Source organism: Hymenobacter lapidiphilus (assembly GCF_013377885.1).
GTDB classification, from domain to species: Bacteria; Bacteroidota; Bacteroidia; order Cytophagales; family Hymenobacteraceae; genus Hymenobacter; species Hymenobacter lapidiphilus.
The window spans coordinates 1-17,775 of the sequence record NZ_JABKAU010000011.1; the positions used below are offsets into that span (position 1 = coordinate 1).

The 17,775-nt window shown below is 61.8% G+C and carries 16 protein-coding genes; 7 read left to right on the forward strand and 9 right to left on the reverse strand.

The genetic code is table 11. From position 1 onward, the window contains the following. The first annotated feature begins 397 nt into the window (after positions 1-397). Complete coding sequence (locus HW554_RS07670; protein WP_176908001.1) at positions 398-1,579, forward strand: acetyl-CoA C-acyltransferase; 1,182 nt, start codon at positions 398-400, stop codon at positions 1,577-1,579. A 153-nt stretch (positions 1,580-1,732) separates the two neighbouring features. Further along, positions 1,733-3,157 carry a toxin-antitoxin system YwqK family antitoxin gene (locus tag HW554_RS07675; protein ID WP_176908002.1) on the forward strand — a complete coding sequence of 475 codons (1,425 nt, stop codon included), beginning with the start codon at positions 1,733-1,735 and terminating at the stop codon, positions 3,155-3,157. A gap of 137 nt (positions 3,158-3,294) precedes the next feature. Here HW554_RS07675 and HW554_RS07680 read toward each other — a convergent pair whose 3' ends face one another. Then, complete coding sequence (locus HW554_RS07680) at positions 3,295-5,076, reverse strand: DUF885 domain-containing protein (protein WP_176908003.1); 1,782 nt, start codon at positions 5,074-5,076, stop codon at positions 3,295-3,297. Between the two features lie 227 nt (positions 5,077-5,303). On the opposite strand from HW554_RS07680, the gene HW554_RS07685 reads away from it, so the two are divergent. Then, on the forward strand, positions 5,304-5,819 hold the full coding sequence (locus HW554_RS07685) for a hypothetical protein (protein WP_176908004.1): 516 nt from the start codon (positions 5,304-5,306) through the stop codon (positions 5,817-5,819). 115 nt (positions 5,820-5,934) lie between these two features. Here HW554_RS07685 and HW554_RS07690 read toward each other — a convergent pair whose 3' ends face one another. The 3 genes from HW554_RS07690 to HW554_RS07700 form a co-directional block, all read right to left on the reverse strand. Further along, positions 5,935-6,408, reverse strand: coding sequence for a hypothetical protein (locus HW554_RS07690; protein WP_176908005.1), 474 nt, complete (start codon positions 6,406-6,408; stop codon positions 5,935-5,937). Positions 6,409-6,493: 85 nt separating this feature from the next. Continuing rightward, on the reverse strand, positions 6,494-6,952 hold the full coding sequence (locus tag HW554_RS07695; RefSeq protein ID WP_176908006.1) for a hypothetical protein: 459 nt from the start codon (positions 6,950-6,952) through the stop codon (positions 6,494-6,496). A gap of 78 nt (positions 6,953-7,030) precedes the next feature. Next, positions 7,031-8,044, reverse strand: coding sequence for an endonuclease/exonuclease/phosphatase family protein (locus HW554_RS07700; RefSeq protein ID WP_176908007.1), 1,014 nt, complete (start codon positions 8,042-8,044; stop codon positions 7,031-7,033). Between the two features lie 266 nt (positions 8,045-8,310). Here HW554_RS07700 and HW554_RS07705 point away from each other — a divergent pair, with 266 nt between their 5' ends. The 3 genes from HW554_RS07705 to HW554_RS07715 all read left to right on the forward strand — a co-directional run bounded on the left by HW554_RS07705 (position 8,311) and on the right by HW554_RS07715 (position 12,307). Then, a complete protein-coding gene (locus tag HW554_RS07705) occupies positions 8,311-9,756 on the forward strand; it encodes a DNA/RNA non-specific endonuclease (protein WP_176908008.1) in 1,446 nt (481 codons plus the stop codon). Positions 9,757-9,909: 153 nt separating this feature from the next. Continuing rightward, positions 9,910-11,040 (forward strand): MFS transporter, encoded by a 1,131-nt coding sequence (locus HW554_RS07710; protein WP_176908009.1) that lies wholly within the window; start codon positions 9,910-9,912, stop codon positions 11,038-11,040. 130 nt (positions 11,041-11,170) lie between these two features. Then, positions 11,171-12,307 carry an AI-2E family transporter gene (locus tag HW554_RS07715; protein ID WP_317170850.1) on the forward strand — a complete coding sequence of 379 codons (1,137 nt, stop codon included), beginning with the start codon at positions 11,171-11,173 and terminating at the stop codon, positions 12,305-12,307. A gap of 213 nt (positions 12,308-12,520) precedes the next feature. Here HW554_RS07715 and HW554_RS20950 read toward each other — a convergent pair whose 3' ends face one another. The 3 genes from HW554_RS20950 to HW554_RS07730 form a co-directional block, all read right to left on the reverse strand. Beyond that, complete coding sequence (locus HW554_RS20950; RefSeq protein ID WP_176908010.1) at positions 12,521-13,432, reverse strand: nuclease A inhibitor family protein; 912 nt, start codon at positions 13,430-13,432, stop codon at positions 12,521-12,523. Between the two features lie 136 nt (positions 13,433-13,568). Then, positions 13,569-14,042 carry a transcription elongation factor GreA gene (gene greA / locus HW554_RS07725; RefSeq protein WP_176908011.1) on the reverse strand — a complete coding sequence of 158 codons (474 nt, stop codon included), beginning with the start codon at positions 14,040-14,042 and terminating at the stop codon, positions 13,569-13,571. A gap of 178 nt (positions 14,043-14,220) precedes the next feature. Further along, positions 14,221-15,162, reverse strand: a complete 942-nt coding sequence (locus HW554_RS07730) for an NAD(P)-dependent oxidoreductase (protein ID WP_176908012.1) — start codon at positions 15,160-15,162, stop codon at positions 14,221-14,223. A gap of 378 nt (positions 15,163-15,540) precedes the next feature. Here HW554_RS07730 and HW554_RS07735 point away from each other — a divergent pair, with 378 nt between their 5' ends. After that, entirely contained in the window at positions 15,541-16,473 is a 933-nt protein-coding gene (locus HW554_RS07735) for a DUF3078 domain-containing protein (protein ID WP_176908013.1), read from the forward strand. A 70-nt stretch (positions 16,474-16,543) separates the two neighbouring features. On the opposite strand, the gene HW554_RS07740 is transcribed toward HW554_RS07735, so the two are convergent. Together HW554_RS07740 and rsmA are read right to left on the reverse strand one after the other, a co-directional pair. Beyond that, on the reverse strand, positions 16,544-16,870 hold the full coding sequence (locus HW554_RS07740; RefSeq protein ID WP_176908014.1) for a hypothetical protein: 327 nt from the start codon (positions 16,868-16,870) through the stop codon (positions 16,544-16,546). An 88-nt stretch (positions 16,871-16,958) separates the two neighbouring features. Then, positions 16,959-17,747: a 16S rRNA (adenine(1518)-N(6)/adenine(1519)-N(6))-dimethyltransferase RsmA gene (gene rsmA, locus HW554_RS07745; RefSeq protein ID WP_176908015.1), complete on the reverse strand. Its 789-nt coding sequence runs from the start codon at positions 17,745-17,747 to the stop codon at positions 16,959-16,961. Positions 17,748-17,775: the final 28 nt, after the last annotated feature.

Sequence of the window (17,775 nt, forward strand, 5' to 3'; positions counted from 1 at the left end):
GGGAATTCGGTTAAAGGAAGAAACGCATGTCATTCTGAGCGCAGCGAAGAATCTCGCGTGCAATGCCAACTCTTGATATTGAAGCTGTTTAGAAAGTCAAAAGGCCGTCATGCTGAGCGGAGCCGAAGCATCTCTACCACTTCGCTGTAGTCGTTTAACGAAGCGGTAGAGATGCTTCGGCTCCGCTCAGCATGACGGCCTAATTGAGTCCTGGCACTTCCTAAACAGCTTCACTGTGGTTACTGTGGCACGCGAGATTCTTCGCTCCGCTCAGCATGACAGCCCTTGACGGTTCATCGAATTACCCACTCAGCAAACTCCTCTTACCCCGCCAGCCAACTCACTATTTCACCTTTCGTACCTTTAGGCTCTAATCTCACCCCACCCAATTCAACTTATGCAAATCAAAGAAGTAGTAATCGTAGCCGCTGTGCGGACTCCTATTGGCTCGTTTGGCGGTAGCCTGGCCTCGTTGTCGGCCGTGGAGCTGGGCGCTATTGCCATTAAGGGCGCTTTGGAGAAGGCTGGCGTTGATGGCAAGGAAGTGCAGCAGGTGATTATGGGCAACGTGATTTCGGCCAACCTGGGCCAGGCTCCGGCCCGTCAGGCTGCCAAGAAAGCCGGCCTACCCGATACCGTAGAATGCACGACGGTGAACAAAGTGTGCGCTTCGGGCTCGAAAGCCATCATGTACGGCGCTCAGGCCATTATGCTGGGCCAAGCCGATGTGGTGATGGCCGGCGGTATGGAGAGCATGAGCAATGTGCCCTACTACCTCGACAAAGCCCGTTTCGGCGCCAAATACGGCAACGGCCAGATGATTGACGGCCTGATGAAGGACGGCCTCTGGGACCCCTACAACGACTACGCCATGGGCAACGCCGCCGACGCTACGGCGGTACGTTACGGCATCAGCCGCGAAGACCAGGACGCCTTTGCCCAGCAGAGCTACGAGCGTAGCGCTGCCGCGGCCAAAGCCGGCAAGAAAAAGGACGAAATAGTGCCGGTAACCATTACGGTGCGCGGCAAGGAAACCGTTATTTCCGACGACGAGGAGTACTTGAAGGCTGATTTCAGCAAGTTTGCCAGCCTGCGGGCCGCCTTCACCAAGGAAGGTACCGTAACGGCCGCCAACGCCTCTACGCTCAACGACGGTGCCGCCGCGGTGCTGCTGATGAGCCGCGAGAAGGCCGACGAGCTGGGCATCAAGCCCCTGGCCATTATCCGCGGTTTCGCTGATGCCGAGCAGGCGCCCGAGTGGTTCACCACTACTCCTGCCCTAGCTATTCCGAAGGCCTTGAAAAACGCCGGGCTCGACGCTTCGGAGGTAGATTTCTATGAAATCAATGAGGCTTTCTCGGTGGTTTCCCTGGCCAACAACAAGCTCCTGAACCTGGAAGGCACCAAGGTAAACGTGTACGGCGGTGCCGTTTCGCTGGGCCACCCGCTGGGTGCTTCCGGCGCGCGCATCGTGACGACGCTGCTGGCCGTGCTGGAGAATGAAGGCGGCAAAATCGGTGTTACCGGCATCTGCAACGGCGGCGGTGGTGCCAGCAGCATTGTGCTGGAGAAAGTCTAACCACAGATTATGTTGATTTTTCGCTGATTACGCTGATCCGGTAGAAGAATCTCGTTTTACGCTAAAAGCCCTGCCGCACCTTTTGCGGCAGGGCTTTTGTTTGCCAGCCTGCCTGCAAGGCACTACTTCGTCCTTTTCCCCGTTCTTGTCGCTATGAGATTTCTGCCCGCTTTTATATTCCTCCTAACTGCCACCACCGCCGCCCAGGCCCAGAAGCTGCGGCGGCTGACAACCTACTTCGACTCGACGCGGGTACATCCACGGGAGAAGTTCTCGGCCCTTGTGGGGGCTGATACCGTGATGCAGGGGCCGTACAAGCGGTTTTACTACACCGGCAAGCTGGAGGCCCAGACCCGCTACACGGCCGGCAAGCGCGACTCGTCCTACGTGGAGTTTCACCCCAATGGCGGCCGCCGGCTCGAAGTAACCTACCAGGACGGCGTGCGTCAGGGGCCCTTTAAAACCTACTACGACACCGGCAAGCTGGCCCAGGAAGGCTCTTTCGCTGAGGATGAGCCCAGCGGCGAGTTGCGCTACTTCTTCCCCGACGGCCGCATCAAGCTGGAAACGACGCTGGCCAAGGGCCAGCCGACCGGCCTGGTGCGCGAGCTGTACGATTCGGGCAAGCCCAAAGCCGAAATAACCTTTACCGACGGGCAGGCCAACGGGCCGGTGAAGACCTACTACGAAAACGGCCAGCTCCAGAGCGAGGGCAGCTACCGCCGCGGGCTGCTGGCCGGCCCCTACAAAACGTACTACGACAACGGCCAGCTCGAAACCGAAGTGCTGGCCGACCAGACCGGCCGCGGCCGTTACCGCAGCTACTACCGCTCGGGCCAGCTCCAGACCGAAGGTACCTACGTGGCCGTACCGCTGGTGGGCCGGGCCGTGAAAAACCCGCTCGGCGACGACCTCACCAAGCAGGCCCGCGCCCTGGCCGGCGGCACCAACAACCTCGACGGCCCTGCCAAATCCTACCACGAAAACGGCGCTGTCAGGAGCACGATGACGTACCGCCAGGGCACGCTGGTAGGCACCCAGCAGGACTTCTACGACACGGGCAAACCCCGCCAGAAAACCGAGTACAGCAACCAGGCCCGCGACCGGAAAATAACCAGCTACTTCGAGGACGGCACCGTGCAGCGCGAGCAGCAGTACAAGAACAACCTGCCCGTGGGCCAGTGGCGCACCTACTTCCCCGGTGGCAAGCAGGTACAGCAACTCGAAACCTACCAGAACGGCCGCCTCGGCGGCGAGCAACTCACCTACTACCCCACCGGCACGCTCAAAAGCAAATTGCTGAACGAGAACGGCAAGCCTGCCGGCCTGGGACAGGAATACTACCCCTCGGGCAAGCTGCAGGCCGAAACCACCTACGTGCGCGGCCTCAAAACCGGCCCCTACCGCCTGTTGCGCGAAGACGGCACGCCCGAAGCCAGTGGTGCTTTCCGCAACGGCAAGGAAACCGGCGTGTGGTCGTACTTCGGCCCCGATGGTACCACGGTGAAGGAGCGCAAAACCTACCGCAATGGCCAGGTGGTACCCGCCGGCAGCAGTGCGCCGACGAAAAAGAAGTAGAGGGTAGAAAGGCCGGACGGTCACTCAAAACTGTCATCCTGAGCGCAGCGAAGGACCTATACAGAAGCCAACTCCAAAAGAGAATGGCCTCCATATAGGTCCTTCGCTGCGCTCAGGATGACAGGCGATTTACCCCATTACTTCTTCCCCTTGGCCAGCATCATCTCCCGGATATACTTTACCGGGGCGCTGCCGTAGCTGAGAAACTTCTCGTGGAAGGATTTGAGGTTGAACTCCTGGGCCTGCTTCTGCTTTAGCTCCTCGCGCAGGTCATAGATTTCGGTGTAGCCGGTGAAGTACGAGCTAAGCTGTACCTGGCTGAGGGTGGCGCGCAGCCACTTGTTGCGGGCTTCGGCCTCTTCCTGAAACCCGTCGCGGCGCAGCATTGCCACGGCCTTGGCCTCGGTGATGGTACCGGCCTGCACCTCGTGGTCGAGGATGGCGTTGAGCGTGACGCGCATGTTCCACTTGTCCCACATGAGCCAGAACTCGTCGGTGTTGCCGCCGTAGCCGCTTTCCAACATCATGCGTTCGGCGTACACGGCCCAGCCCTCAATCATGGCCCCGTTGCCAAGGATGGATTTGATGAGCGAAGGGCTACGGTTGGCGTACACGAGCTGGGTGTAGTGGCCCGGAATGGCCTCGTGGATATTAAGAATCTGCAGCGTGTAGGTGTTGTACTCGCGCAGGTAGCTTTCGGCCTGGGGAGCCGGCAAACCCACAATAGGATCCACGTTGTAGTAGGTATCCGCGCCCTTATCGTAGGGGCCGGGGGCCGACACGCTGGCGCCGGCGCCACTGCCGCGCATATAGAGCGGGGTTTCGCGCACCACCAGCGGCTGGGTGGGGTCCTGGGTCAACAAATCGTGCTCGTTCACCCAGCGTACCAGCTCGGGCATCTGCTCGCGCACGGCGTCCACGAACCGCTGGGGCGTGGCGTGCTCGCGCGAGAGGGCCGCCACCACGTCGCGCACAATGGCCAGCGTATCCTGCGGCAGGGCCTGGTACTGCACGTATTTGGGGTAGATGCGCAGAGCCCGCACTTTCATATCGGCCAGCAGCTCCTGGCGGTGCGCCAAGGCCTTCCGGTACACTTCATCGGCCGAATAGCGGCTCTGGATATCGAGGGCAAACTTACGGTTGAACAGCGCAGGCCCGATGCGGAAGTTGCGGAAGCTACCAGCCGGCAGCACTTCAGTCTGCAGAAAGCCGATGTAGCCTTCCATGGCCAGCCGGGTGGTGGCTACCCGTTCGCGCAGCTCCTGCTTTTCGGCTTCACTCAGCCCCGATTTGGCCACCGAGTCGAGCAGCGCCGGGCCGAACACGCTCAGGCCGCCCTGGTTCTGGCGAATGGCCAGGTTGGTGTGCTCGCGGGTAGGCCGCTTGACGCTCTGCTTAGCGGCCTCGTAGTAATCAGCAACCTGAATGAGCTTTTGGCTGATGGCGCGCAGACGCCGGTCGAGGGGAGCGTAGCGGCCGTTGAGCAGCTCGGCTACTGCGCCGCCCACGTTGTAGTTGGCCGGGTTCCACTCCCAGGTGCGCAGCGTATCGTTGTAGAAGCGCGCCGAGGCCAGGTAGTTCTGCATCAGCCGGTAATCGGTCTGGTTGTTCACCGAGAGCTTACCCAGCTCGAAGCTTTGCAGCTCCTTGCCCCGGCGGGCAATGGCGGCGGCCTCCGTCTGGCGGCGGGCGGCCGAGGGCACTATCAGCACCGAGTCGTAGCGGTGGAAACCCTGCGAGGAAGCCCACTCGGGGTTGTAATACCAGAGCGAGTCGATGAACCGGTTTTTGTAGTCGTCGAAGGTGGCGTCGGCGGTTTCGACGGTGCCGGTGCGGGGCTTGCTGCCCGAGTCGCAGGCGGCCAGCAGGCTGGCGCCGGCCAGCAGCACGGCGGCGGGCAGGAAGTAGCGGTGTTTCATAAAGGAGCGAGGGATAAGCGGGCAAGGTACACGGCAAGGACGAGAGTAGCGTGCCCGGCGTTGCGCGGTCGTCCTCGCTGTTTCCATCCGCCAGCAAGCCTCCTAATTCCCATTTGTTTTCCAGCCCGCTTTTTTCTGTGTAGTAGTTTTGCTTGCAACTCTGTTACCGTCTCTGGCGCAGCGTTTGCATTGGTCGTCCGGCGCCAGTTGCCCCTCTTTCCCTCTGTATGAAAATCCTGCCTGCCACGCTGCTGGCCTTACTATTGGCCCTATTGATGGCCCAGCCGGCCCGCTCCCAGTCGCTTGCCCGCCTCGATGTGGCCAATGGCTTCCGCGGCCTGCCCTTCGGGGCGCCGCTTACCGAGGCACTGCACCTGAAGCTGCTGCGCGACAAAGGCGACGAGAAAGTGTATGAGCGCCTCGATGAGCAATTGCAGGTGGGCGGCTTCACGGCGACGCGCATTCACTACAAGTTTTTCCGGGGGCAGTTCGCGGCCGTCACCATCATTGTGAAGGGCGCGGCCGAAACGCGGAAGGTGCGCCCCGCGCTGGAGGCCCTTTACGGCCCCGGCCGCATCGAAGACTTCAGCTGCAAGTGGCAGGGCGCTCTGGTGGCCCTCTCCTACGCCTCCCTCTCCGACGAGCAGACTATCATGGCCATGAGCAGCCGCCCACTGGCCGCCCAGATGCAGCAAGCCAACGCCCCGGCCAGTCCTACCAAGCTCAAAATCAAGCAGAAGTAGCCTAGAGCCCGGGAAGGGCGACGACTAGAGGGGCCCGCCGCGGCAACTCCACCCCCAACTTCCTCTCTGTGAGGCGCCACGCCAAGGGCGTGGGAATGAAGTGCACCGCCAGGGGCTAGTCGATGCCCACGCGGGTATACTGCCGGGTACCACCCAGCAGACGGGCTACGTCTTCCAGCTCCTGCCACTGCCGGCCCCGCGCGTTGCCGCTGTCCATGTACTCAATCAGCAACAGCTGGGCACTTGACGACGTCTGGTAGCTAGCAATATCGGTGTAGCTGGTGAAGCCTCGCAGGTGTAGCTCATGGCCGTTCACGGCTACCGTAAAGCCCAGCGGTGTGGCTTTACGGGCACCCATTACTTCGGTGCTGAGCGTGAGCAGCTCGGGGCTGGCAAACCGGATGGGGTAGCCTCGCTGGGCAATCAGCCGGCCGGCCCGCTTCCAGGCCGCCGGGCCTTCGTCGGGCAGCGTTAGCACAATGGTATTGTCGAAATCGATGGGCTTGGTGCGCAGCCCGCCCGTTTGGGCGAAGGTTGGAACCGCAGTCAGAAACAGCAGCCCGGACAACAGGAGTACGTAGCGTAGCATAAGCAGAAAATAAAGTAAGATGCAGCAAAAACGGCGGCGCAAAAACCCGCCGGTACACTGGACTGCCCGTCCGGCGCGGAGGCGCTTATCGGACTACCAGGCGGGAGTATCGCACTGTGCCGCCCAGCTCGCGGGCAATGGCCTCCAGCTCCTGCCACCCCTCACTGACGCCGGCCAGCGAAGTGCTGCGCCGCACCGTAGTAAGCTGGCTCTGCGTACCCACCACCGAAACAGACTCGGAGCGCCCGCGCAACGTCAGCTGATGTCCCCTTACTACGGCCGACACGCTCAGGCTGCTGGTGCTGCTGATGGGGTTGAAGGCGGTAGTGAGGACCAGCAGGTTTATATCACTGTGTGCAAACGGGTAGCCCCGGTCGGTGAGCACCTGCGCCACGCGCTGCCAGGCCGCCACCCCTTCCTGGGGCAGCTCCACGACCAGCGTGTTGTCTTTCTTGTCGGCAGTGAGATTCCCCGCCGGGGTTGTCTGCGCAAAAACAGCCGGGCCGGTCAGGGCCAGCGCGGCCACGAGTAGAATGCTTTTCATATGCGGAAAAAGTAAGGATAGAAGATCGGGCTGAAGCCGCGGGCGAACGGGCAAAAATCCAGCCGATTCTTCCCAGCCTTACTCGGCCAGCACCACCTCGGCCAGCAGCGGGAAATGGTCGGAGCCGATATCAGGCAGCCGCTGCAGCCGCGCCAGCCGGAATTCTTTGGTCACGAACAGGTGGTCGAGGGGCCAGCGCATAGTCCAGCTGGTGGCATTAAAAGTGCTGAACATGCCGCGGCCCCGGCGCACGTTGTGTAGCTCGCCGCTGGCCTCGAACATGCGGGTGGTGTGCGACCACGACACGTCGTTGAAGTCGCCCAGCACCAGCGCCGGGCCGGGGTGCTGCCTCACGCGCCGACCTACCTGCAATAGGATCATGTTGGGCTTGCTGAGGCTGGTAGGATGCTCGCTGGGCACCGGCGGGGAAGGATGCACGGCATACAGGCGCACCAGCCGGCCGTTGGGCAGCCGCACGTCGGTGATGATGGTGGGCACGCCGGGCTCCTGGAAATCGTACGCCCGCGCCCCCAGCAGCGGCAGGCGCGAATACAGCGCCATGCCGTAGGTGTTGGGCCGGGGCAGCTCAACGAAGTAAGGGTATTCTTTCCGCAGCGGCCGGAGCGCCGTAACCCAGGTTTGGTCGGTTTCGAGGACCAGCACTATATCGGGACATTGCTCGGCTACGTGGGCCAGTAGCAGATCGGCACGGTTGTTTTTCTGCAGTACATTGGCCTCCAGCAGGCGCAGGCGGGCGGTGGTATCGGCGGCCTGGGCGGCGGTGGCGTCGGGCACCGACCGCGGGGCCAGCGGCAGGTAGGGCAGCAGGAAATACAGCTGTACGGCCGCCCCCAGCAGATTCAGGCCCAGCACCCAGCGCCGGGCGGCCTGCGCCTGCCGCCTCCCCACCAACAGCAGCCCCGCCAGTAGCACCAGCACCGCCAGGTGTAGCAGCAGCAGTTGAAAGCGCGGGAAATCCAGCAGCTTCAGCCACCACACCTGGGCCGTAAGCGCCGAGAGCAGCGTAACCAGCACGGCTGGCAGACTGATGAAGAGCAGTATCTGAAGCACAAACCGTTGGAGGCGGGGCATTGGCGGCAGGAATAGGGTTGGCAAACAGGGAAGCGGTTATACGAAAGAGGAGGCATATGGGTATGTAGCGCAAAGCTGCCGCTTCGCGTGTCGTTGAACGGAATCTTCCGGAAGTCAGCAACGATGCGCGAGCTTCGTGCTACATATCTACGGCCCTCTTTGCATAAGCCCTCGCCGGTACACCAGGCGGCCTGTGTTGGGGCAACAGCCACCCCAAAACAGGCCCGCGGGCTTCCTCGCAAACAGCTTATGGTTACCTTTCCTCCATGATTCGCCTTGCCCCCGCTCTGCTTTCGCTGCTGCTGAATGCCTGCTCGCAGCAGCCCGCCGAAACTCTCCGCCCGCCCGCCCCTGCCGGCCCGCCGGCCATTGCTGTGCAAAGCAGCCCGGCCCAGGCTGCCGGCCGCTTTCCCGAAACTTTTGAGGCCGGTACCAAGGGTAGCTACGCCAGCGCCACCGAAACGCTGGGCACGGGCACCTGGCAACTCACCGAGGCCCTCATCGGCGCTTCCGACCAGGACCACAAGAAGGGAGCCCGTGCGGCCCGCCTGCGCACTGGCGGCCGTCTCACCATGACCTTCGACGCCCCGGCCGGCGTGCAGCTTATTCGCATCAGCTCGGCTGCCTACGGCCAAGATGCGGCCAGCACCTGGGAGCTGTGGGGCAGCCAAGACGGCGGCCGCAGCTACCGCCGCATCGGCCAGCCCGTGCGTACTCAGGGCCCGCGCCTGCTCAGTACCACCTTCGAGGGCAGCAGTGCCCGCAGCCTGCGGCTGGAAATCCGCAAAACCGATACCGGCTCCGGCCGCCTCAACATCGACGATATCGGTCTTGAAACCGGCACCGGCGCGCCCGTGGCCGGCGGCCCGGCCACGCAGCCCGGCCCGCCGCCGACTCCGGCTCCGGTTCCGGTTCCCAGCCCTGGTCCGGTTCCCCAGTCGTCCGTTTCTCAGCCCGATGACAACCTGGCCCTCGGCAACCCCAGCGGGGCCACGGCTTCGCTGAATACGCCCAACAACTACCTGCTCACGCGGCCCCAGTACGCGGTGGGCTACCATGCCCGCCGGGGCACGCCCACCTGGGTGAGCTGGCACCTGGGCGCCGCCGATATGGGCAGCGCGCCGCGCCAGGACGATTTCCGGCCCGACCCGGCCCTGCCCCGGCAGTTCTACGCCGCCACCTCGCGCAGCTACAGCGGCTCGGGCTTCGATAGGGGCCACAACTGCCCCTCCGCCGACCGTACCCGCACGCTCGACGACAACTCGGCCACTTTCCTGATGACCAACATGATTCCGCAGGCTGCCAACAACAACCAGCGCACCTGGGGCAACCTCGAAGAATGGACCCGTACCCAGGTACAGCGCGGGCAGGAAGTGTACATCATCATGGGCAGCTATGGGCAGGGCGGCACCGGCCTGCAAGGCTTCAAAACCACCATTGATGAAGGCCGCGTAACGGTGCCGGCCCGCGTCTGGAAGGTGCTGGTGCTGCTACCCGCCGGCTCCAACGACCTGCAGCGGATTGCATCCGGCCAGGCCCGCATCCTAGCCATCGACACGCCCAACGACCAGCAGGTGAGCCCCGACTGGAGCCGCTACCGCGTCAGTGTCGATGTCCTGGAAGCTGCCACCGGACTCGACCTGCTCTCGTCCCTGCCCGTAGCCGCGCAGGAGCGGTTGGAAGCCCAGATAGACAGCGGCCCGACACGCTAGAAGGAAAGGGTAGCTTGTAGTGTAACCGTTGAGGTGAACATCATGCTGGGCTTGCCGAAGCATCTCTACCGCTTCATTGCATCGGTTCAGATGAAGCGGTAGAGATGCTTCGGCAAGCTCAGCATGACGTTCTTCCTCATTAATACTTGACCCATGACCCCGACTCCCCAAACCTACCGCTGGGCAGTGGCAGCCTCTTTTGCCGTGCAGGGGCTGTGCTTTGCTACCTGGGCCTCCCGGATTCCGGCGGTGCAGCATCGGCTGGGTTTGTCGCCGGCCGAGTTGGGCGGGGTGCTGCTGGCGCTGCCGGTGGGCTCGTTGGGCACGCTGCCGCTGGCGGGTTGGCTCGTGAGCCGCTTTGGGAGCCGGCGGGTGGTGCTGCTGGGCATGCTGCTTTATGGGCTGGGGCTGCCGCTGCTGGGGCTGGCCACCACTGTACCCCAGCTGCTGGCCGCGCTGGTGCTATTCGGAATGGCCGGCGAGCTGGGCAACATCGGCGTAAACACCCAGGCCGTGGGCGTGGAGGCGCTGTACGGGCGCTCCATTATGGCTACTTTCCACGGCCTCTGGAGCCTGGCCGGCTTTGCAGGCGCCGGGCTGGCCGTACTGCTGATTGGACAGGGAGTAGGGCCATTTCCCCATTTTGCCGGCGTAGCGCTACTGGTGCTGCCCGCCCTGTTGCTACTGGCCCCGCGCCTGCTGCCCGCCGATGCGCCCCGTCCGCCCGGTGCCCCGCTGCTAGCCCTGCCCGACCGCTCGCTGCTGTTGCTGGGGGTGCTGGCGTTCTGCTCGCTGCTATGCGAGGGCACTATGTTCGACTGGAGCGGCGTGTATTTCCGGCAGGTGGTGCGGGCACCCGAGGCCTGGGTAGGCCTGGGTTTCGCCGCCTTCATGGCCCTGATGGCCACGGGCCGCTTCGTGGCCGACTGGTTTATTGACCGCTTCGGCCGCCGCCGCACGCTGGTACTGAGCGGGCTGTTGGAGGCCACCGGGCTGCTGCTGGCCGTGACTTTCCCGACGCTTTGGGCGGCTACGCTGGGCTTTATGCTGGTAGGACTGGGCACGGCGGCAGTGGTGCCGCTGGTGTACGGGGCGGCCGGCCGCTCGACAACCATGCCGGCGGGCATGGCGCTGGCAGCCGTCACTACGGTCGGGTTCACAGGTTTTCTGCTGGGGCCGCCGCTTATCGGTTTCGTGGCCGGCCTCAGCAGCCTGCGCGTTTCCTTCGCCCTTATTGCTATAATGGGCCTGGCCGTAGCCGCCCTGGGCCGAAAGGTGGCCTGATGGAAGCCCCAAATCAATAGTAGGAAGCCGATACATATTCCTCCTTGGCCCAGAGCAGCTACCAGCCATCCGACGCGAATAGGCAGGCTGTAGTGAAGGTTTGAGTAGAATGCCGGGCAAGCCTTTACTTTTGACTTCCACCCTTCGACGCCCCCGGCTTATGGCTTCTGATAACATCTACACGCCCCGCCAGCAGTATGTGCTGCTGATTGTGTGCCTCGTAGGCCTGGCGACGCTGATCCTGCTGGGGCTGGGCTCCTACATCACGGCGTTTCTGGGGGCCGGGGTGCTGTATGTGGTGCTACGGCCCTGGTTTGCGGCCCTGGTGCACCGCCGCGGCTGGAGCCGGCAGCTGGTAACGGCCGGGCTGTTGGCATTTGCCGTGGTGGTCATTATTATGCCCTTCACGGGGCTGGTGCTGATGCTCGTCAACCGCATCCGCCTATATGCCCAGGACACAAGCCAGATTATGACGGTGTTGCACCTGATTGAGCAGAAAACCGGCTACCAGTTCACCACCGAAACCAACGTGCGCGAGATAATTCAGCAGGCGGTGGCCTGGCTCAGCACGCGTATTCCGTCGCTGGCCAGCGGGCTGCTGCACTTCACCGTGGTTATTGGCCTCATGCTGTTTACGCTTTACTTCATGTTTGTGCAGGAAGAAGCCTTCGTGCGGGGCCTGCGCCGCTACCTGCCCTTCCGCGCCGATACGCTGCAGGAGCTGGGCGACTCGTTGCGCAACACGGTAAACGCCAACGTGCTCGGGCAGGCCCTCATTGCTCTGGTGCAGGCCCTGCTCACCACGCTTACGCTGCAGGTGTTTGGGGTTAAGGATGCCCTGTTCTGGGGTACGCTGTCTTTTTTCACAGCCTTTATTCCGGTGCTGGGCACACCGCTGGTGTGGGGTCCGGCGGCCATCCTCAAACTGGCCCAGGGCGACACAGGGCAGGGCGTGGGCATCCTACTGGTGGGCGTCATCGTCATCATCAACATCGATAACCTGCTGCGTATCGTCCTGGCCAAGCGCATGGGCGACATCCACCCGCTCATCACGCTGGCCGGCGTAGTGCTGGGCGTCGAGCTGTTTGGCCTGCTGGGCCTGGTAATGGGGCCACTGCTACTCTCTTACCTGATTGTGTTGGTAGGCGTATTCGAGCGCGAGAACCACATTCTCAAACGGTTCCAGACCGAGCCCGCCGGCCCCCTGCCGGAGCCCGCATTACCAAAGCTGCCGGAGAAAGGCCTGAAAGAAAACCGGCCATCCTAAGCCGATAGTTGATCCGAAAAAGACAGTCATGCTGAGCTTGCCGAAGCATCTCTACCACTTCGTTGAATGCGTGCTACGAAACGGTAGAGATACTTCGGCAGGCTCAGCATGACCGCCCTTTTCGCTACAGTTGCTTACGCGCCATCACCTAAACAGGCAGTAGAGACGCGAAGGGTCGCGTCTCTACTGCCTGTTCACAGACCCGCAACCGGCTTAGGTTTCGGTAAGCACCGTTTTGAAGCCCTGCAGTTGGCCGCCTTCGCCCTCGCCGAGCACCAGCACCGGCACCTGCGGGCCCTTGCCGAAGCGGTAAACCTGCGTACCGCTCAGCTCCTGCTTCAGAAACATCTGCAGCTGCTTGAAGCGGTTAGCCATTTCGGCGCTGCCGGTTACCCCATTATCGGCGGTGTGGTTGCGCAGGAAGTACGTAAGCTCCTGCCGCTCTACGGGCGTGCCGACCGGCACGCCGGCCAGCTTGGCCAGGGCCGCGTCGGTGAGGCCGCCAGCCGGGGCTGCGAAGCTCACCGCCGTCAACGGCGCCTCCGATTCACTCATGTAGGTGAGGCCCTTGGTCATTTCACGCAAGGGTCCCAAGGTTGCGTCATCAGCAGCCGAGGCGGCGTCGGGAATTGGGGCCTGGAAAGCATCGGGCTCGGAGGCTTCCACCGTTTCGCGGCCGCCCTTGGTGTCGCGCGGGTCGGTGGGCATTTCGGGGGTGCCGGCTACTACGGTGGGCACTTGAGCACCAATGGCGGCAGCCAGCTCGTTCATGCGTCGCTCGTCCACCTTTATTTTGGGGTTGGCGAAGTTCATATCGGCCACTTTGTTCATCGGAATCAGATGGATGTGGGCGTGGGGCACTTCGAGCCCGATAACGGCCACGCCCACCCGCTTGCAGGGCACGGCGGCCCGCACGCCGGCCGCCACGCGCTGGGCAAACAGGTGCAGCGCCGCCAGCTCGGCCGGCGGCAGGTCGAAGATATAATCCACCTCGCGCTTCGGAATAACGAGCGTATGCCCCTCCACGAGCGGCGTAATGTCGAGGAAAGCCAAGTGGTGCTCGTCTTCGGCTACTTTATAAACGGGCAGTTCGCCGGCTACAATACGCGAGAAAATAGAAGGCATACTATTTTGGAGGTGAGACGTGAGATAAGACAGCGGAGAGGCTCCGGCAGTAAGTCTACGAACTTACCGCAAAAAAGAAGAGGTGAGTCCCGGTTTGGGCCTCACCTCTCCCATCTGATTGCTCGTTCCTAAAACACTAGCGGCTGATTTCCAGCACCTGAAACTGCAGCTTACCGGCCGGCACTGTTATTTCGGCCGTTTCGCCAACCGACTTGCCCAGCAGGCCCTTGCCGATAGGCGACTTGACGGAGATTTTGCCGGTGGCCAGGTTGGCTTCTTCCTCGGCTACCAGGGTGTAGTCGAGTACCATATTGTTTTTGAGGTTCTTGAGCTTCACCTTGCTCATGATGAGCACCTTGCTCAGGTCGAGGTTGGTTTCGTCGAGCAGGCGGGCGTTGCCCAATACTTCTTCCAGCTTGGCAATCTTAAGCTCCAACAGGCCCTGGGCATCCTTGGCGGCGTCGTACTCGGCGTTTTCGCTCAGGTCGCCCTTGTCGCGGGCCTCGCGCAGGTCGTCGGCGGCCTTGGCCCGGCCCCTGATTTTAAGGTCCTGTAGCTCAACTTTGAGCTTCTGAAGTCCTTCGGGGGTATAGTAGTTGATGGTAGACATGACATGGGTGGAATTAGCTCAAAAAAATAAGGAGAACGGCCAGCGTGGCTGGCCGTTCTCCCCTTGGTAGGTGCAAGCAAATATACGAAAATTGGGGAAAGAGTGATGGGCAAGGAAGTAATGGAGCCAGAAGACGCAGGAGTGTCATTCTGAGCATGTGGCGCATTACACCTTCATTTCAGCGCCCCAAAAACGCCGCCAGCTTGCGGGCCAGCACGGCGTTGATACGCTCATAGCTCTGGAACGTCCAGCCGCCGATATGGGGCGCGAGCACCACGTTGGGGGCCGTGCGCAGGTACTCGAAGCGGGCCTGCTGCCCGGGGTCAAGCGTGGCGAGCTTTTCGTTTTCGAGCACATCGAGCGCCGCCCCCCGGATTTGGCCGGTGCGCAGGCGGCTCACCAGCGCGGCATGATCGAGCACTTCGCCCCGGGCCGTATTCAGCAGCCAGATGGCGTTCGGAAAGCCGGCCAGAAATTCCTCGTTCACGAAATGGTGGTTAGCCTTCTCGTACGGAATGTGCAGGCTCAGCACCTCGGCGCGGGCCTGTAGCTCGGCCAGCGGCACCAGCGTGGCGTACGCATCGGACGGGCAGGCGGGGGCGTGGTCGTGGGCCAGCACGGTGCAGCCGAAAGCGCTGAGGCGGCGCGCGAAGGCCCGGCCCATATGCCCGTAGCCCAGCAGGCCCACGGTTTTGCCGCCCAGCTCCTCGCCCCGGTTGGCCTCGCGGTGCCACTGCCCGGCCCGCACCTCAGCATCGGCCCGCGGCAGGTGCCGGAACAGTGCCAGCAGCAGGCCAATGGCGTATTCGCCCACCGCGTCGCGGTTACCCTCGGGGGCATTCAGCAGCGTTACGCCCGCGTCGGTCAGGGCCTGCTCATCAATGTTATCGACCCCGGCGCCGGCGCGGCACACGTAGCGCAGCTGCGGGCCGTGGGCCAGCAACTCGTGCGTTACGCGCAGCTTCGAGCGCACCACCAACCCCTCGTAGGGGTGGGCGGCCAGGGCAGCAGGCACCTCGGCGGCCGTCAGGTCGGGGCGGTAGTGCAGCGTCAGGCCCAGCGGCTCCAGGTACGCCGGCAGGCTGGAATGCATGTCGTCGATGATGAGGCAGAGGGACATCTTTTTCGGGTGTAAATGGCGGGTGGCAAATGGTTCTACGAAGGTATTGCTATCTGCCCCAACCAGCCGCCAGGTGGGGCTTCAATTACCCCGGTCATCCGTCGGCAAGCGGCCTGATTTTGCGCGGGCTCCTCTCCTTTTCAGCTGTAGCCCATTCGATCATTTGATACCTTTGGCCCGCCGCTATTGACTTTGAAGCTTTTTAGAAAGTACCCGGAACTAATCAGAACGTCATGCTTCATCTGGCGTCCGCGCAGCCGAAGCATCTCTCCCGCTTCGTTGAATAGCTGCTACGAAGCGGTAGAGATGCTTCGACAAGCTCAGCATGACGGTATTTTGACTTTCTAAACAGCTTCCTTATTTCCTAATTCAGCCCCCATGAAACACACCTTTACCCTGATTCTGTTACTCGTATTGGCGGCCTGGGGCCCTTCGCAGGCAGCGGCCCAAACGGCGCCCGATGCTGCCGTGGTGCCCGACTCAGCCTGGAAGAAAAGCTTCACCTCGACGCTTAACTTTCAGCAGGGCCTGCTCTCGTCCAACTGGCGCGGCGGCGGCGTCAGCTCCCTAGGGCTAAATGCCTCGATCAATGCCAAAGCCGATTATCAACGGGGTATTTATAGCTGGGACAATCAGGCCGACTTGCTCTATGCCTTCGTTTCGAACAAGGGCCAGGGCTACCGCAAAAGCCTCGACCGGATTTACCTGGACACCAAATACGGCCGGGCAATGAGCCCGAATTGGGACATGTTCGTGTCGCTGAATCTGCTTACCCAGTTCGCGCCCGGCTACAAGTACTCCGACGATGCCAACGGACGGCAGCGGGCACAGCTCGTCTCCTCCACCTTCGCGCCGGCTTTCCTCACGGCCGCCTATGGCTTCGAGTATCACCCTACCAGCTACTTCAAGCTGCGCCTCTCGCCCTTCGCCCCGCGCCTGACGGTGGTGAGCCGCCCCGAGCGGTTTGTGGCCGCGCTGGGCGAAAAGCCCTACGGCGTTAACCTGGGCCGCTCCACCCGTTTTGAGATATTGGCCGCCCAGATTCTAGCCGAGTTCGACAAGGACGTTGCCACCAACGTGAACCTGAAGGCCCGCTACCTGCTGTTCGCCAACTATGGCTCCGACTTCGCCCTACGCCGCATCGACCACCGCCTCGACGCCAGCCTCACGGCCAAGGTCAACCGCTACGTGAATGTAGCCCTGACCGGCATTTTGCTCTACGATTACGACCAGGACACCGCCCTACAGTACAGCCAGGGCCTGACGCTGGGCCTCATCTATTCAGTGCAGAATTTCAAGGAGAAGAAGTAACCACTTCAGCTGCGCCTCCCATACGTCGCTTCATGCCCAGAATAAAAAAGGATAGGGGGCTATAGTTATTCTAATAGCCATGATAGACAGCTACAACTAAACTATCCGGTCCTAATGCAACTGCAATTTCGTGAGAAGCAAGGGCGGACGTTTCATACACGTGAGTAGTACCTGCTTGTTGCAGCCGAGGCTCTGTTCGTTTAGGGGGACCCATAATGCTTAAAACCTGATGGCGATTCATTCCAATTTTCACCCGGTGGGAATTGCTGGAATTGCGTGCTGCCCGCTCCACCTCAGGACCAGAAAAGAAAACGAAATAAATAGCAGATACTCCGAGCAGCAGTACTACTGCTATTGCTACTAAACCTCTGATTGCCGAGCGTGCAGTATTGCTCATGAGAAAAGGTGAAGGAATGAGTGCTTAAGATGCTCCGATAACGGCCACTTTACGCGCATCTTTTTGGGCGCATGAGAAAGTGCGCTCTTTATTCGCTCTTATTCTCCGCCACGCGGTTGGTCAGGTCCACGAAATCGGCCACGCTGAGCTGCTCGGCCCGCAGGTCGAACACGGCATCTGTGGTAGTTTCGGGGGGCATGCCGAACGGTTTGAGGGCGTTGCGCAGAGTTTTGCGCCGGGTCTGGAAAGCTTGTTTCACCACCCGAAAGAACAGCTTTTCGTCGCAGGCCAGCTGCACGGTATCGTTGCGGGTGAGGCGGATAACGGCCGACTGCACCTTGGGCGGCGGGCTGAACACGTGCGGGGGCACCGTGAACAGGTAGTCGATGGTATAGAATGCCTGGAGCAGCACGCTCAGGATGCCGTAGGTTTTCGAGCCGGGGCCGGTAGCCAGGCGGTCGGCTACCTCCTTTTGCAGCATGCCCACGCTTTCGCGCACCAGCTGGCGGTGGGCCAGAATCTGGAAGTAAATCTGGGTACTGATGTTGTAGGGGAAGTTGCCGATGATGCTCAGCGGCTGCTCGCCGTAAAGCGCCGTGAGGTCCATTTTCAGGAAGTCCTGAGAGTAAATCCGGTCCTCAAGGGCCGGGTAATGCTTTTGCAGGTAAGTCACCGAGTCGCGGTCGATTTCCACCACGGCCGTTTCGTACTCCGGATGCTGGAGCAACGTTTGGGTGAGCACGCCCATGCCGGGCCCGATTTCAAGCACGTGCTTCACGCCATCGGGCAGGCGCAGGGCCTCCACAATGTTGCGGGCAATGTTGGGGTCGTTGAGAAAGTGCTGACCGAGGTGCTTTTTGGCTTTAACGGAATCCATTTGGGCGTAGTGAATGGCGGAGGGGCAG